This window comes from Amycolatopsis pigmentata (assembly GCF_042684065.1).
In the GTDB taxonomy this organism is placed as follows: domain Bacteria; phylum Actinomycetota; class Actinomycetes; order Mycobacteriales; family Pseudonocardiaceae; genus Amycolatopsis_E; species Amycolatopsis_E pigmentata.
The window spans coordinates 161,657-175,826 of record NZ_JBHUKR010000011.1 but is presented as its reverse complement, the minus strand read 5'-3'; the positions used below and the strand labels follow the sequence as shown (position 1 = coordinate 175,826).

At 69.9% G+C, this 14,170-nt stretch carries 14 protein-coding genes; 10 read left to right on the top strand and 4 right to left on the bottom strand.

Annotated elements, in window-relative coordinates; translation table 11 throughout:
• Positions 1 to 95 precede the first annotated feature (95 nt).
• Positions 96 to 1,013: a DNA recombination protein RmuC gene (gene rmuC / locus ACFSXZ_RS22955; RefSeq protein ID WP_378267203.1), complete on the top strand. Its 918-nt coding sequence runs from the start codon at positions 96 to 98 to the stop codon at positions 1,011 to 1,013.
• Between the two features lie 307 nt (positions 1,014 to 1,320).
• Positions 1,321 to 2,244 (top strand): DUF6542 domain-containing protein, encoded by a 924-nt coding sequence (locus ACFSXZ_RS22950; protein ID WP_378267202.1) that lies wholly within the window; start codon positions 1,321 to 1,323, stop codon positions 2,242 to 2,244.
• A gap of 78 nt (positions 2,245 to 2,322) precedes the next feature.
• On the opposite strand, the gene ACFSXZ_RS22945 is transcribed toward ACFSXZ_RS22950, so the two are convergent.
• On the bottom strand, positions 2,323 to 3,282 hold the full coding sequence (locus tag ACFSXZ_RS22945; RefSeq protein ID WP_378267201.1) for a 4-hydroxy-3-methylbut-2-enyl diphosphate reductase: 960 nt from the start codon (positions 3,280 to 3,282) through the stop codon (positions 2,323 to 2,325).
• A 169-nt stretch (positions 3,283 to 3,451) separates the two neighbouring features.
• On the opposite strand from ACFSXZ_RS22945, the gene ACFSXZ_RS22940 reads away from it, so the two are divergent.
• The 5 genes from ACFSXZ_RS22940 to glpX all read left to right on the top strand — a co-directional run bounded on the left by ACFSXZ_RS22940 (position 3,452) and on the right by glpX (position 7,270).
• Positions 3,452 to 4,081 (top strand): lipid droplet-associated protein, encoded by a 630-nt coding sequence (locus tag ACFSXZ_RS22940; protein ID WP_378267200.1) that lies wholly within the window; start codon positions 3,452 to 3,454, stop codon positions 4,079 to 4,081.
• A gap of 10 nt (positions 4,082 to 4,091) precedes the next feature.
• The gene (gene xseA, locus ACFSXZ_RS22935; RefSeq protein WP_378267199.1) at positions 4,092 to 5,342 is read left to right on the top strand and encodes an exodeoxyribonuclease VII large subunit; all 1,251 of its coding nucleotides are present in this window, start codon (positions 4,092 to 4,094) and stop codon (positions 5,340 to 5,342) included.
• A gap of 1 nt (position 5,343) precedes the next feature.
• Positions 5,344 to 5,796, top strand: a complete 453-nt coding sequence (locus ACFSXZ_RS22930) for a hypothetical protein (RefSeq protein WP_378267198.1) — start codon at positions 5,344 to 5,346, stop codon at positions 5,794 to 5,796.
• Positions 5,793 to 6,014 carry an exodeoxyribonuclease VII small subunit gene (locus ACFSXZ_RS22925; protein ID WP_378267197.1) on the top strand — a complete coding sequence of 74 codons (222 nt, stop codon included), beginning with the start codon at positions 5,793 to 5,795 and terminating at the stop codon, positions 6,012 to 6,014. Before ACFSXZ_RS22930 ends, ACFSXZ_RS22925 begins: the two co-directional genes overlap by 4 nt.
• A 203-nt stretch (positions 6,015 to 6,217) precedes the next feature.
• Entirely contained in the window at positions 6,218 to 7,270 is a 1,053-nt protein-coding gene (gene glpX, locus ACFSXZ_RS22920; RefSeq protein WP_378267196.1) for a class II fructose-bisphosphatase, read from the top strand.
• Here the strand turns inward: glpX and ACFSXZ_RS22915 are convergent.
• Positions 7,267 to 8,244: an NAD(P)/FAD-dependent oxidoreductase gene (locus tag ACFSXZ_RS22915; RefSeq protein WP_378267195.1), complete on the bottom strand. Its 978-nt coding sequence runs from the start codon at positions 8,242 to 8,244 to the stop codon at positions 7,267 to 7,269. The two genes, glpX and ACFSXZ_RS22915, sit on opposite strands and share 4 nt — an antisense overlap.
• Positions 8,245 to 8,478: 234 nt before the next feature.
• On the opposite strand from ACFSXZ_RS22915, the gene ACFSXZ_RS22910 reads away from it, so the two are divergent.
• Positions 8,479 to 9,876, top strand: a complete 1,398-nt coding sequence (locus ACFSXZ_RS22910; RefSeq protein ID WP_378267194.1) for a class II fumarate hydratase — start codon at positions 8,479 to 8,481, stop codon at positions 9,874 to 9,876.
• A gap of 13 nt (positions 9,877 to 9,889) precedes the next feature.
• Here the strand turns inward: ACFSXZ_RS22910 and ACFSXZ_RS22905 are convergent, their stop codons facing one another.
• Complete coding sequence (locus ACFSXZ_RS22905; RefSeq protein ID WP_378267193.1) at positions 9,890 to 10,624, bottom strand: zf-HC2 domain-containing protein; 735 nt, start codon at positions 10,622 to 10,624, stop codon at positions 9,890 to 9,892.
• 161 nt (positions 10,625 to 10,785) lie between these two features.
• On the opposite strand from ACFSXZ_RS22905, the gene ACFSXZ_RS22900 reads away from it, so the two are divergent.
• Both ACFSXZ_RS22900 and ACFSXZ_RS22895 read left to right on the top strand, forming a co-directional pair.
• The gene (locus ACFSXZ_RS22900; RefSeq protein WP_378267578.1) at positions 10,786 to 11,340 is read left to right on the top strand and encodes a sigma-70 family RNA polymerase sigma factor; all 555 of its coding nucleotides are present in this window, start codon (positions 10,786 to 10,788) and stop codon (positions 11,338 to 11,340) included.
• Positions 11,341 to 11,391: 51 nt separating this feature from the next.
• Positions 11,392 to 12,936 carry an ATP-dependent DNA ligase gene (locus ACFSXZ_RS22895; RefSeq protein WP_378267192.1) on the top strand — a complete coding sequence of 515 codons (1,545 nt, stop codon included), beginning with the start codon at positions 11,392 to 11,394 and terminating at the stop codon, positions 12,934 to 12,936.
• Positions 12,937 to 12,956: 20 nt separating this feature from the next.
• Here ACFSXZ_RS22895 and ACFSXZ_RS22890 read toward each other — a convergent pair whose 3' ends face one another.
• Positions 12,957 to 13,970, bottom strand: a complete 1,014-nt coding sequence (locus ACFSXZ_RS22890) for an NBR1-Ig-like domain-containing protein (RefSeq protein ID WP_378267191.1) — start codon at positions 13,968 to 13,970, stop codon at positions 12,957 to 12,959.
• Positions 13,971 to 14,170: the final 200 nt, after the last annotated feature.

The window sequence follows — 14,170 nt, the reverse complement described above, 5'->3', positions numbered from 1 at the left end:
CCATGATGTGCGGCGGGGACCCGGAAAGGGGGTCTGGGGGCTTGCCCCCAGTCGGGGGTGTGGGGGCAAGCCCCCAGAGGAAAGGAGGGCAGGCAGTGGCATCCACCGTGATCAGCACGGCAGCCGTCGCCATCGCCGTGGTGCTGGTGGTGGCGATCATTCTGTTGTGGCGGCTGTACGGCGACAGCGTGCGGCGCGCGGACGCCGCGGCGCGGCTGGTGGAGGCCGAACGCGCACGAGTGGACCAGCAGCAGGTGGCGCTCCGCCGTTACGAGGTCGCGTTCGCCTCGATCAGCGGCCGGGGCGAACTCGGCGAACAGGTCCTCGTGGAGACCGCGCGCGCACTGGGGCTCCGCGAGGGGCTGCATTTCACGCTCCAGACCGATCTCGCCGGCGGCGGCGCGGCGAAACCGGACCTGGTGTTGCGGGTCGGCGGAGACCGCAGCGTCCCGGTCGACGCCAAGGCGAGCCTGGCCTGCTGGGCCGAAGCGGTCGAAACGGACGACGCCGACGAACGAAGGGACGCCCTCCGCGTGCACGTCCGCAACCTGCGGTCCCGCGCCGCGGAGCTGGCGGGCAAGGGCTACCAGCGGTGGGCGGACGCGATCTACGGGACGATCATGTTCGTCCCCTCCGACGCCGCGGTGGTGGCGGCGCTGGACACCGATCCCGAACTGCTCCGCTGGATGCTCGACCGGCGCGTTTTCCTGTGCGGGCCAACGGGTTTCGCGGTGCTCGCCTCGGCCGCCCTGTTCGCGGCCAGTGAGCGGGCCGTGGTCGACGACATCGAGAGAGTCCGCGGTGGCGCGGCGGCGGCCCACCGGGCGGCGGGCACGGCGGTCGAGGCGGTCAACCTGTCGACCACACATCTCCAGCGCTTCCTCTCGGCCCGGCGGCGCGAGTTGGACGCGCTGGAGGCGTTCCGGGCGACGGTCGGTCCGTTGTCCGAGGCATCGGGGAGCCCGACCGAACTCGCGACGATCCGTAAGGGAGACGAAATGGCCGCAAGCTGACAATCCGGGTCTATCGGAGGAGAAGACTCAACCTACAGACGGCCACGATGCGTCTGTGCAGTGTGACCCATTGCATGCTGATGCGCCCGCGGCCGCGACCGGGTAGCGGCGCGGGCAGACGGCCGGGAAACCCGGTGGCAGGTGCCGAACCCGGAAGAGCCTGTGTAACAACTACGTTGCCCGCCGGACTGGGAAAACACGAAACCGCTGGTAGAAAGTGGGGTGAGGCACTCCGGAGAAGCAGTTCGAGTTCAACTCCAAGGAGTCCCAGGCACTTGCTGTTCAGCAGGAGTTACGGTGTTGCCTCGTGACCGCCCTTCGCGATCGTGCGAGCGATTCGGACGCTGACGAGGTTGCCATACCGTGGGACGCTCGTCCCATCTTCGGCGCCAGGCGTGGCCTGCCTTGGTGGGGAGCGCTGCTGCTCGCGTTCGGCCTTGCCCTGGTGGGCGCTGCCGTGGACATGAAGACGCACAACGCCCTCGCCTGGGTGTTCAGGATCTGCTACTTCGTGGGCGCGGTGGGCGCGGTCTGCCTCGTGCAGCGTCGCAATCTGTTCGGCCCGATGGTTCAGCCGCCGCTGATCGTCGCCGTGACGGTGCCCGGCGTCGTTCTGGTGGTTTCCGGATTCCCGGCGAACGCCGACACGCTCACGAAGGCGCTCACCGTCGGAACGCCGTTGATCAACGGATTTCCGGCGATGGCCATCACCACGGGCTGCGCCCTCGCCGTCGGCATCTACCGGCTCTACCGCGAACGCGATCCGGACGCCCCGGCACGGGATGCGGATCGGCAGGGCGACGGCCCCAAGCGGCCGGCGAAACCGGCGCGGCCGACGGAAGAAGGGCGTCCCCGGCCTGGTCAGCCCGCCCGGGGTGGCGCGGGTCGCGGACAGCGTCCACCGGAAGGAAGGGGAGGTGGCCGTCCCCGTCCGACCGGGGAAAACGCGCTGCCGCCCCCGGGACGGCGGCCGCCTCCGGACGATGGTCCCCGTCGTGGTGATCCCGGTGGCCGCGGCGGCAGGACACCGCCTCCCGGCGCGCGGAGGCCGCGTGGTCCGGCGCCGGACGAACCTCCTCGCCGCCGGTCCGGCGGCGCCGGAGGCGATCGGCCACGACGGCAACCGCCACGGCCGGGCGACCCCCGCGGTCCGCAAGGCGGTGACCCCCGGCGCGGTTCCGGCCGGAACGCCCCGCCGCCGCGACGACGCCCTTGGGACGACGAGGCCTGACTCCGGACGAGCCACGCGGCCACTCAGCGATCGATGAGACGCGTCCGGTGAACAGACCGAAACCGCGGGAACAGCGGCTCAGCTCGGGAGCTTACGAAGCTCACGGGGAAGGGCGAACGCGATCTTCTCGTTGGCCGTGGTGACTTCTTCGATGTCGGACCAGCCGCGCTCGGACAGCCACTCCAGCAACTCCATCACCAGAACGTCAGGCACCGAGGCGCCACTGGTCACTCCGACGGTTTCCACGCCTTCGAGCCACGACTCGTCGACCTCGCGCGCGAAGTCGATCAACCGCGCGTCCCGGGCACCGGCCTGCAGGGCGACCTCGACCAGGCGCTTCGAGTTCGACGAATTCCGTGAACCCACCACCAGCACCAGGTCGCACTCCCCGGCCATCGCCTTGACCGCGACCTGGCGGTTCGAAGTCGCGTAGCAGATGTCATCGCTCGGCGGATCCGCCAGCGCCGGGAAACGTTCACGCAACTGGTCGACCCGTTCCATGGTTTCGTCGACGCTGAGCGTGGTCTGCGACAGCCATACGACCTTGGCCGGGTCGCGCACCTTGGCCTTCGCCACGTCCTCGGCGGTGTCGACCAGTTGCACGTGGTCGGGTGCTTCGCCGGAGGTCCCTTCGACCTCCTCGTGCCCCTCGTGACCGATGAGCAGGATGTCGTAGTCGTCCCTGGCGAAGCGGTTGACCTCCTTGTGCACCTTCGTCACCAGCGGACAGGTGGCGTCGATGGTGCGCAGGTTGCGTTCGGCCGCTTCGGCGTGCACCGCGGGGGACACACCATGCGCGGAGAACACGACCAGCGCGCCCTCGGGCACTTCGGAGGTTTCGTCCACGAAGATGACACCGCGTTCACGCAGCGTCTCCACGACGTGGCGGTTGTGCACGATCTCCTTACGCACGTAGACCGGCGCCCCATAAAGCTCGAGGGCCTTCTCGACCGCGATCACGGCTCGGTCAACGCCCGCGCAGTAACCGCGCGGTTTGGCCAGCAGTACTCGCTTGGCGGAACGGCTCGCTCCAGTCATGTCTCTCAGGGTACGGGCGTAGGGGACGGTGCCGCGAAACGAGTCCGTGCCGCGGTGACCCTCGTCGCGTACGCCCTCGGCGACCACCGCGTGTGCTGACGGTCACCACGACCCGCCCGGCCGCCGTGTTCGTTTGGGCTGGATGGCCGATATGCGGCACGCTGTACGCATGAAGCCGCTCCCGCTTCCCCTCCGCATCGCCGCGGGCTTGGCCGTGACGGCCGCGGAACGCGCCCGCGAACTGCCGAAACAGATGCTGGGCCTGCCCGTCACGGTGGTCTCCCAGGTGCTGCAGCTGTCCATGCGCGTGCAGCAGCACGTCACCGAGCTGGCCATCAAGGGCGACGAGATGCTCTCCTCGTTCCGCCCCGCCGAGGAAGAGCCCAGCTGGGCGACTTTCGACGAAGACCTCGTCCCCGCCACCACGAACGGTCATCGCGTGGAGGTCCCGGGCGGCGACCGCGACCCGTGGGAGCAGGAGGAACGCGCGCTCGCCGAAGACCACACCGAAGGCGAGTTCGACAGCGCCGGCGCCGTGTCGGTCCCTCGCGAAGACGAGGCGCAGGCCGGTCCCGAAGCCGTGGTCGGCCCGGCAGGCCTGGCCAACTACGACGAACTGACTTTGCCGCAGTTGCGCGCCAGGCTCCGCAGGTTCACCTTGGAGCAGTTGGAGGAGTTGCTGGCCTACGAACGCTCACACGCCAACCGGCCTTCCTTCGTGGGCATGCTGACCCGTCGAATCGGCAATGTCCAGCGTATGGCCGAAGGCGGGAGCGAAGCGGAAAGCCGCGGTCAATGATCGGCACCCCGTGACCGCTGAAACCGTCAAGGAACAGACGAGCGCCGAGCACCCGTGGCCGGTGCGCACGGTAGCGCGCAAGATCGCCGACTGGGTGCACCGGCTCGGTGCGGTGTGGGTCGAGGGCCAGGTCACTCAGGTTTCGGCACGCCCCGGTACCCAGACCGCGTTCCTCACCCTGCGCGACCCCTCCGCCGACGTGTCGATGACGGTCACCTGCCCGATGCGGCTGGTCCGCGAGATCGAACCGCCGCTGCGGGACGGCGCGAGCGTGGTGATCCACGCCAAGCCGACGTTCTTCCTCGGCCGCGGCACGATCAGCCTGCGCGCCAGTGAGATTCGGGCGGTCGGCATCGGCGAGTTGCTCGCCCGGATCGAGCGGCTGCGCCGCCTGCTCGATGCCGAGGGCCTGTTCGCGCGTGAACGCAAGCGACGACTTCCGTTTCTGCCCAAGGGAATCGGCCTGATCACCGGGCGGGCGTCGGCGGCCGAGCACGACGTGCTGGCCAACGCGCACGCCCGCTGGCCCGCCGCACGGATCCAGGTGCTCAACACCGCGGTGCAGGGCCCGAGCGCGGTACCGCAGATCCGCAAGGCATTGTCCATTTTGGACACCGACCCGGACATCGACGTGATCGTGATCGCGCGGGGCGGCGGCAGCGTGGAGGATCTCCTGCCGTTCTCGGACGAAAGCCTGTGCCGTGCGGTCGCCGCCGCCGGCACGCCCGTGGTCAGCGCGATCGGGCACGAACCCGACACCCCGTTGCTGGATCACGTGGCCGACCTCCGCTGTTCGACGCCCACCGACGCGGGCAAACGGATCGTCCCCGACGTCAAGGAGGAAACCGCGCGCGTGCACCAGATGCGGGACCGCGCGCGGCGGGCACTGCACGGCTGGGTGGACACCCAGTGCCGGCTGCTCGACCAGCTTCGGAGCCGTCCGGTCTTGGCCGATCCTCTCGGTCCCATCGGCCGCCGAGCCGAAGACGTCGAGCTGCATCGGGAACGCGGCCGGCGGGCGATCCTGGCCAGACTGGCCACCGAGCAGGCCGCGATCGCGTCCGCCAGGGCACAGCTGACGGCGCTCGGACCCGCGGCGACGATGCAGCGCGGCTATACCGTCGTGCAGTACCCGGACGCGGAAGGCAACCTTCAGGTACTCCGGTCCATCTCTGAGGTGTCGGAGGGAACTCCGTTGCGGGTGCGCGTCGTCGACGGCGCCGTGCACGCCCTCACCACGACCACCGAACCAGGAGAGTGACGTGCATGTGACGTTCCTCCCGCTCACCGCGGACGCCGCCACGAGAACCGGCGCCCGCACGGTGTTGAGCCGCACGGTCGAAGCCGACGCCGCGGCCGACGCCTGCTGGGCATCGCTGCTGGGCGGATGCGCTTCGGTCAAACGCTGGGGCCTCGACCAGCGGCTTCGGCAGTTGTCCCAGGCAACCTGCGAAATCGCCGGCAAGAAATGGTGGTTCGGTGACGGTGCGCCGCACCGCCGCCGGGTCGCGCACGCGCAAGGCCGCATCGAGGAAGCGATCACCGACGGCGACGGACCGGAGTTCGCGGCGGCGTTCGCCGGGTACGACCACGCGATGGCGACGGTCCTGGTGGCCGCGTCGAACCACCGGCGCGCGGCCCGCCGGCGTACCACGGCGGCCCGGCCGGTCCCCGGAGCCGGAGTTCGCGGCGAGGACAGTAGTGTGCGTTCGTGAGCGAGGAACTCGGCTACGAACAGGCCCGTGACCAGCTTGTCGAGGTTGTGCGGGAACTGGAGGCGGGCGGGCTGTCGCTGGAACAGTCCCTCGCGCTCTGGGAGAAGGGTGAGCACCTCGCGAAGCTTTGCGAGCGGCATCTCGAAGGCGCCCGTCACCGTATCGAGGCGGCGCTGAAGTCGGTGGAAGAGCAAAACGGTGACGAGGAGCCTGAGTGATCAGGTCGAGCCGCCGCGCCCAAGGTGGCCACTGAGCGCGCGAATCCAGGACGAGTGACCATCGTCGCGCCCCTGCCCGGTCTCGTTCTGGGAGACTGTCTGCAAAGGTGAGATCGCGGTGCGGTTCCGCACGCGCCCTGGAGCAGCCCGTCATGGGCGAGTTCTGAAAGAATCGTTGTCCGCCAAGCATGCAGGAGGCCGCGATGTCCCATTCCCCCAGACCGGAACGAGGCAAGGAAGCACCGGACCGCAACCTGGCCATGGAACTGGTGCGCGTCACCGAAGCGGCGGCGATGGCAGCCGGCCGCTGGGTCGGCAAGGGAGACAAGAACGGCGGTGACGGCGCCGCCGTCGACGCCATGCGCCAGCTCATCTCGACCGTTTCGATGCGTGGCGTGGTCGTCATCGGCGAGGGCGAGAAGGACGAAGCGCCGATGCTCTTCAACGGCGAGGAGGTCGGCAACGGCGACGGTCCCGACTGCGATGTCGCGGTGGACCCGATCGACGGCACCACGCTGATGGCGAAGGGCATGCCGAACGCGCTGGCGGTGCTCGCGGTCGCGGAGCGTGGCGCGATGTTCGACCCGTCCGCGGTGTTCTACATGGAAAAGCTCGCGGTCGGGCCGGAAGCGGCGGGCTCGGTCGACCTCTCGGCCCCGATCGCCGAGAACATCCGCCGTGTGGCCAAGGCTAAGAGCAGCGGTGTTTCCGACGTGACCGTCTGCATTCTCGACCGGCCGCGCCACGAGCAGATCGTCAAGGAGGTCCGCGAGGCGGGCGCCCGGATCCGGTTCATCTCCGACGGTGACGTCGCCGGCGCGATCGCCGCCGCGCGGCCCACCACCGGGGTGGACCTGTTGCTCGGCATCGGTGGCACGCCGGAGGGCATCATCGCGGCGTGCGCGATGAAGTGCCTGGGTGGCGAACTGCAGGGCCGGTTGTGGCCGAAGGACGACGAGGAGCGCGCGCGGGCCATCGAGGCCGGGCACGACCTCGACCGCGTGCTCACCACCGACGATCTCGTCCGTGGTGACAACGTGTTCTTCTGTGCCACCGGGGTCACCGACGGTGACCTGCTGCGCGGGGTGCACTACCGGGCCGGCGGCGCCACGACGCAGTCGATCGTGATGCGCTCCAAGTCCGGCACGGTACGGCTGATCGACGGCTACCACCGGCTGACCAAGCTGCGGGCGTATTCGTCGATCGACTTCGAAGGCCAGTTGGACGAAGACGCCCCGGCTCCGCCGTTGCCCTAGCCGCTGGAGTGGCCCGGGAAGAGATGGGCTTCGGGGTTCAGCGCGACGGCGATGTTGTTGATCGCCGTCGCGGCCTCGCCGAAGCCGGTGGCGATCAGCTTGACCTTTCCGGGATAGGCGGCGACGTCTCCCGCGGCGTAGACCCGTTCACGGGCGGTGGCCATGGTGGAGTCGACGGCGATGGACCGGTGGTCGATCTTCAGGCCCCAGTTCTCGATCGGGCCGAGGTCGGCGGTGAACCCGAGCGCCGCCACCACCGCCTGTGCCGGCAACGCGATCGCCTCACCGCCCTTGGGGGTCACGACGACCTCAGCCAGCGCCGGCTCGCCCCGCAGTTCGGTGACCTCGGCGTCGGTGATGATGCGCACACCCAGTTCGCGCGCTTCCCGCACGATGGACTCCGCGGCCCGGAACCTGGCCCGCCGGTGCACGAGCGTCACGCTCGCGGCCACCGGGTGCAGCGCGAGCACCCAGTCGAAGGCCGAGTCCCCGCCGCCGACGACCACCACGTCCTGCCCGGCGTGTACGTCCAGCGAGGGCACGAAGTGGACCATGCCGCGCCCCAGCCAGCCGTCGCCCGCGGGTAACGGGCGCGGGGTGAACTCGCCGATCCCGGCCGTGATCAGGACCGCTCCGGCGTGCACCACGTCCCCGCCGTCGAGCGTCACGTCCAGCCCGGACTCCCGTGTTTCCAGCGCTTCGGCCTTACGCCCCAGCAGGTAGACGGGGTTCCACGGGGCGACCTGCTCGGTCAGGCCCTTGATCAGGTCACGGCCCCGGACGGCGGCGAACCCGCCCACGTCGTAGATCATCTTTTCCGGGTACATCGCGGTGACCTGGCCACCGACTTCGGGCAGCGAGTCCACGATCGCCATCTTCAGGCCACGGAAACCCGCGTAGTAGCCGGCGAACAGGCCCGTCGGACCGGCGCCGACGATCAGCACATCGACCGACAGTTCTCCAGGTTCGCCCATGTCGCGATCTAACCACCTCCAGTGGCCGAACACACGAAACTGTGTCTTCGTGGCGCGCGATCGGATTTGCGTAGACGGGCCGTGGCTCTCTTGCTGCCGTCACCTTCACGGGCAGGCGGCCCGCGTCCGAAAATCCGAAGCATTCGACCCCCGCGCGCGGCCTCCCGTCGAGCGGAAACATGGGCTTTGACACGTGTCCCAGCGAGAGACGGTGTGCTGCGGGAAACTGGCGTCATGGCGGAACAGGAATACCGGATCGAACACGACACGATGGGTGAGGTGAAGGTTCCCGCCGACGCCCTTTACCGGGCCCAGACGCAGCGTGCGGTGGAGAACTTCCCGATTTCCGGCCGCGGCCTGGAGCGGGCCCAGATCCGCGCGCTCGGTCTGCTCAAAGCCGCCTCGGCCAGGGTCAACGCGCGGCTGGGGGTGCTCGACGCCGACATCGCGCAAGCGATCGCCGAAGCGGCGGACGAAGTGGCCGAGGGCCGCTACGACGAGCACTTCCCGATCGACGTGTTCCAGACCGGTTCGGGCACGTCGTCGAACATGAACGCCAACGAGGTGATCGCCACCCTGGCCACCCGCGCGCTCGGGATCGAAGTGCACCCGAACGACCACGTCAACGCCTCGCAGTCGTCGAACGACACCTTTCCCACCACGATTCACGTCGCCGCCACCGAAGCGGTGCTCACCGAGGTCATCCCGGCGCTGGAGCACCTCGCCGAGGTGATCTCCTCCCGTGCGGACGAGTGGCGCGACGTGGTGAAATCCGGGCGTACCCACCTGATGGACGCCGTACCGGTCACGCTCGGCCAAGAGGCGGGCGCGTGGGCCGCACAGCTGAAGTTCGGCGTCGAGCGGCTCCGCTCCGGGCTGTCCCGGCTGGGTGAGCTGCCGATCGGCGGCACCGCGGTGGGCACCGGGCTGAACGCGCCCGCGGGCTTCGGTGCGGCCGTGGCCGAGGAGCTCGCCAACGTGACCGGCCTGCCGCTCACCGAGGCGCGCAACCACTTCGAGGCCCAGGCGACGCAGGACAGCGTGGTGGAGACCTCGGCCCATCTGCGCACGGTGGCCGTGTCCCTCAACAAGATCGCCAACGACCTGCGCTGGCTGGGTTCGGGGCCGCGCGCGGGGCTCGCCGAACTGACGCTGCCCGATCTCCAGCCGGGGTCCTCGATCATGCCGGGCAAGGTCAACCCGGTGATCCCGGAGGCGACCCTGCAGGTGGTGGCCCAGGTGATCGGCAACGACGCCGCCGTCGCCTTCGCCGGGGCGCAGGGCGCGTTCCAGCTCAACGTCAACCTCCCGGTGATCGCCCGCAACGTGCTCGAATCCGCACGGCTGCTCGCGGCGGTCTCGCGGTTGCTGGCCGACAAGGTGTTCGCGGGCGTGACGGCGAACGTCGAACGGATGAAGGCCTACGCGGAGGGCTCCCCCTCGATCGTGACGCCGCTCAACGCCTACATCGGGTACGAGGAGGCGGCGGCCGTCGCCAAGCAGGCTCTCAAGGAACTCAAACCGATCCGCGATGTCGTCATCGAGCGCGGGCATGTGGCCAACGGCAAGCTCACCGAGGCCCAACTCGACGAGGCGCTCGACGTGCTCCGCATGGCTCGCGGCGGAAAGTAGGCGCGAGAGGCGTTCAGGCGGCGTCGCGGCGGGCAGCGGGAGGACGGTGTTCCCTGGACGCCGTTTCGGAGGCGACCGCTTCGGCCGAGGCCCCCGCGAGACGCGCATGCCGCAGCCGATCGAGGGAGGCACGGTTTCCCGGCCACGGCCGACGGCTGCCACGTCCGCCGATCAGCGCCGTGCAGAGCACGCCGATCAACAGCGGCACGTGGCTTGCCAGCCGGTACCAGCCGACCTGCCCGCCAGCGAGGTCCACAAAGGACAGTGCGACGAGTGGCACGGTGAAGCTCAGCAGCATGGGCAACTGGGTACGGGCGTGCCCCGGCCGCGCGGCGCCCCACAGCAACGCGACGCCGACGGCGAAGTTGAACGCGACCGTCTCGTGCTCCAGGTGCGAGGTGGGGGCGACGGTCATCCCGGCGGTCATCGGCTGGGGCAGGAACAACTGGGAGACCACGATGGAGAACTGGGAGATCGCCGAGAACACCAGCGCCCAGCGTGGCCAGTCCACCGGCCGCCGCCGGGCCGCCGCCGGAAGGCCGGCGAAGACATCGGCCCTGACGTCCGGCGCCTCGGACGCGGAACCGAGCCGCGCAAGCCTGGTGACCGCCGCGGCTTCGTCCCGCCACGCCGTGCACCCTGGGCACTCCTGGAGGTGCGAGTCCAGCGCGGCCACCTCGACCCCGGGCTCCTCGTCGTCCAGGGTGGCCGAGATCGCCTCACGCGCGGTCGCGCAATCCATGACCATGACCCCATTGTCGTCCGCCGAAGACAAATAGTTCCCTTCACGGCTTCGGTCACGCCTGCCCGGCCCGATTTCACCGGCGTGTCATGTCCCGGTGATCCCGCCACGCCTCCCGTCCGTACAGTCTGGTGAACGGTCATCAGACGGTCACGGAGGGCAGCGCCGTGGAGGACGACGAAATAACCCGCTCGGCCTTCGATGCCGCCTGTGGAGACCTCAGGGCGGCCGAGCGGTTCGTCGAGGCCACCCGGCGGCAGGTGCACCGGTTGCTGACCTACCTGTCGAGTCCCGGTGTCGCCGAGGACCTGACGCAGGAAACGTATCTGCGCGCCTTCTCCGCGCTGCCCTCCTACGAGGGCCGTGCCCCGGCGCGGATGTGGCTGTTGTCGATCGCCAAGCGGGTCGCCGCCGACCATCTGCGGTCGCTCCGGCGCACGCCTCCGGCCGGACAGGCCGGTGACTGGTCCACCATCGCGGAACGGGACGGTGAGCACACCCCCGATCACGGCAGGGTGGTGGTGCTCCGGCAACTGATCGCCGAACTGGAACCGGAGCGCCGCGACGCGTTCGTGCTCACGCAGGTGATCGGCTTGTCCTACGCCGACGCGGCCGCGGTGTGCGACTGCGCGGTGGGCACCATCCGCTCGCGGGTGTTCCGCGCCCGTGAAGACCTCGCGCTCGCCATGCGCGCCGACGGCGGCCAGGCGTCCTACGGCTGAGGCGGACTCGCTCCCCCGGAAATTGTCGGTGGGCGGAGGCATGATGTGGGCATGCTTCTCGCCGACGTCGTCTCCGCCTCCGCGGCGCTCGCCGCCACGCGCTCGCGCAAGGCGAAGATCGCGACGCTGGCCGGGGTGCTGAAGCGAGCGGACGCCGGGGAACTGCCCGCCCTCGTCGCGTTCCTCACCGGAGGGCCCGCCCAGGGCCGGATCGGCGCCGGGTGGCGGACCCTCGCCGAACTCGGCGCCGCCTCCTGGACAGGGCCACCCACGCTCACCGTCACCGAGGTCGATGCCGCGCTGGGTGAGGTCGCGGCCGCGTCCGGTGACGGATCGGCCGGGCGCCGCGCCGGCACCCTGCGCGCCCTGTTCTCCCGCGCCACCGAGGAGGAACAGCGGTTCTTGTTCCGGCTGCTCACCGGCGAGTTACGGCAGGGAGCGCTGGAGGGGCTGATGGTCGACGCGATCGCCTCGGCCTCCGGAGTTCCGGTCGAGGCGGTCCGCAGGGCGTTCATGCTCTCCGGCCGGCTGCCGGTCACCGCGGTCGCCGCGGTGACGGGAGGAGAACGCTCGCTCGGCGAGTTCCGGCTCGAGCTCGGCAGGCCGCTTCGCCCGATGCTGGCTTCGCCGGCGGAGTCGCTGGAAGACGCACTGAGCCAGCACGAAGCCGCGATCGTCGAGTACAAAATGGACGGTGCCAGGATCCAGGTGCATCGCCAGGGCGACGACGTCCACGTCTACACGCGCACCCTGCGCGAGATCACCGCCCACGTGGGCGAACTGGTCGAACTGGTGCGCGGGTTGCCGTGCCGGTCCGTCGTCCTCGACGGCGAGACGCTCGCGCTCGACGACGCCGGGCGGCCGAAGCCGTTCCAGGAGACCATGAGCCGGTTCAGCAGGCAGCTGGGCCTCCGGGCCGCCCCGAGCACGCACGAAGAGCAGGTACGCGAGTTGCTGTTGCGGCCCTACTTCTTCGACTGTCTGCACCTCGACGGGGTCGACCTGCTCGACGCGCCGCTCCGCGAACGCAACGCGGCACTGCGCACGGTCGCCGGTGACCACCTGATCCCCGGCGAGATCGAGCCCGCTGACGCGGCGGCCGTGCTCGAAGCGGCGCTGGAGGCCGGCCACGAGGGCGTGATGGTGAAGGCGCTGGATTCCCCCTACGCCGCGGGCCGCCGAGGCCGCGCGTGGCTCAAGGTCAAACCGGTCCAGACACTCGACCTCGTGGTACTCGCCGCCGAATGGGGTCACGGCCGGCGCACCGGCTACCTGTCCAACCTGCACCTCGGCGCCCGTGACCCGGACGGCGGGCCACCGATCATGGTCGGCAAGACGTTCAAGGGCCTCACGGACGAGTTGCTGGCGTGGCAGACGAGGACCTTCCAAGAGATCGAGACCAGCAGAGACCAATGGACGGTGCACGTCCGTCCGGAACTGGTGGTCGAGATCGAACTGGACGGCGCCCAGGTCAGCCCGCGCTATCCGGGTGGCGTGGCGCTGCGGTTCGCGCGGGTGGTCCGGTACCGCCCGGACAAACAGGCCGCGGACGCCGACACGATCGACGCCGTGCGAGCGACCCTTCGCGGAGGTTGACCGGGCTCGAGAAAGCGCTGTCAGACCACCTTGACCAGGAAGAACAGGGCGTGTTGCCGGGGCGGCACGGTATGCCCCTGACCGTCGACCATCGTCCAGCGCACGCGGCACCAGCCCGGAATCGAAGGCGCCCGGACGGCCACGCTGATCCGTACGTGCTGTCCGGGATCCGTCGGGGGAATCGGCACGCGGTCGACCGAGGAACAGGAACCGGTGGTCTCCGAGTTCGGCGAGCCCATCGTAGTCGACGGGGCCGCCGACATGGCCGCACCGGCCATCCTGTCGGTCCCGTCCTGCCTGTCCACGCTGTCGGTGCCGGCCGAAGGATCGTCGCGCCGCAGGTAGCGATCGGTCCACCGGACGCTTCCCCCGTTGCGGATCTCCCAGGTCTTGACGAACACTTCGCCGCGCCGGACCGGAGTGCCGTCCGGAACGGTCACGTCGTCGACGAAAGCCGAGTCGTCGCCGGGAACCGCCGGTGTCACGTCCCGCGACTGCGCCTGAAGGCTCGGCGCCGATCCTGGCCGCGACGACAACTGCGGCCAGATCACCACCAGCCCCAGGACCAGCAGCACCGTGGCCGCGGCCGAGCCGATGACCGCCAACCGGCGCCGCGGGCGCGGGCGAGGCAGTTCGGCGATCTCTTCCGGCGCCTTGATCGTGGCCGGTTCGGGAGCGTCGATCGGCTCGGTGCGGTCGTCGGACATCGCCGCGGCGTTTTCCCACTGCTGACGCCATCGGCGTCGCACACCGTCGACGTCCGCGCCGAGGACCCCCACCTCGAGCGACCGCACGAACTCCCAGGTGGTTTCCCACGACGGCAACCGGTGCCCGCGAGCCGCCGCGGACAGCGCCGATTTCGACGCCAGCGCACCGAATTCGGTGCGCATCCGGTCGTAGGACGGATCACCGGCCGTCTTCTTCAACTCCCAGAGCCGGTACGCGAACTCGCCGACCGGACCGGTTCGGACCTCTGGACCTGTGCTGACCCTGCCACGCCGTCTGGGGCTCCCCGCGTCCTGCACGCTGGGCACCGCTCACTCTCCCTCATGCTCGCGGACCCCATCCCGTCCTCGCGGAGTCCACCAACCCCCAGTACTGACTCACCCTGAGTCGACACGCATGGGAAATCAACCTCGCCGGCGCCGCCGTGCGGGCAGCGGGCCCTATGACGCCACGAGAGGTTGATTCAGCGCGACGACCGGAAACACAACCGAGGGCCCCGCCGGGAAAG

Bases quoted from the DNA above. Each gene is read 5' to 3' on its own strand.
- glpX (WP_378267196.1), top strand. From the start codon at position 6,218: ATGTCCCATTCCCCCAGACCGGAACGAGGCAAGGAAGCACCGGACCGC.
- ACFSXZ_RS22910 (WP_378267194.1), top strand. From the start codon at position 8,479: ATGGCGGAACAGGAATACCGGATCGAACACGACACGATGGGTGAGGTG.
- ACFSXZ_RS22895 (WP_378267192.1), top strand. From the start codon at position 11,392: ATGCTTCTCGCCGACGTCGTCTCCGCCTCCGCGGCGCTCGCCGCCACG.
- ACFSXZ_RS22945 (WP_378267201.1), bottom strand. From the start codon at position 3,282: ATGACTGGAGCGAGCCGTTCCGCCAAGCGAGTACTGCTGGCCAAACCG.
- ACFSXZ_RS22905 (WP_378267193.1), bottom strand. From the start codon at position 10,624: ATGGTCATGGATTGCGCGACCGCGCGTGAGGCGATCTCGGCCACCCTG.
- ACFSXZ_RS22915 (WP_378267195.1), bottom strand. From the start codon at position 8,244: ATGGGCGAACCTGGAGAACTGTCGGTCGATGTGCTGATCGTCGGCGCC.
- ACFSXZ_RS22940 (WP_378267200.1), top strand. From the start codon at position 3,452: ATGAAGCCGCTCCCGCTTCCCCTCCGCATCGCCGCGGGCTTGGCCGTG.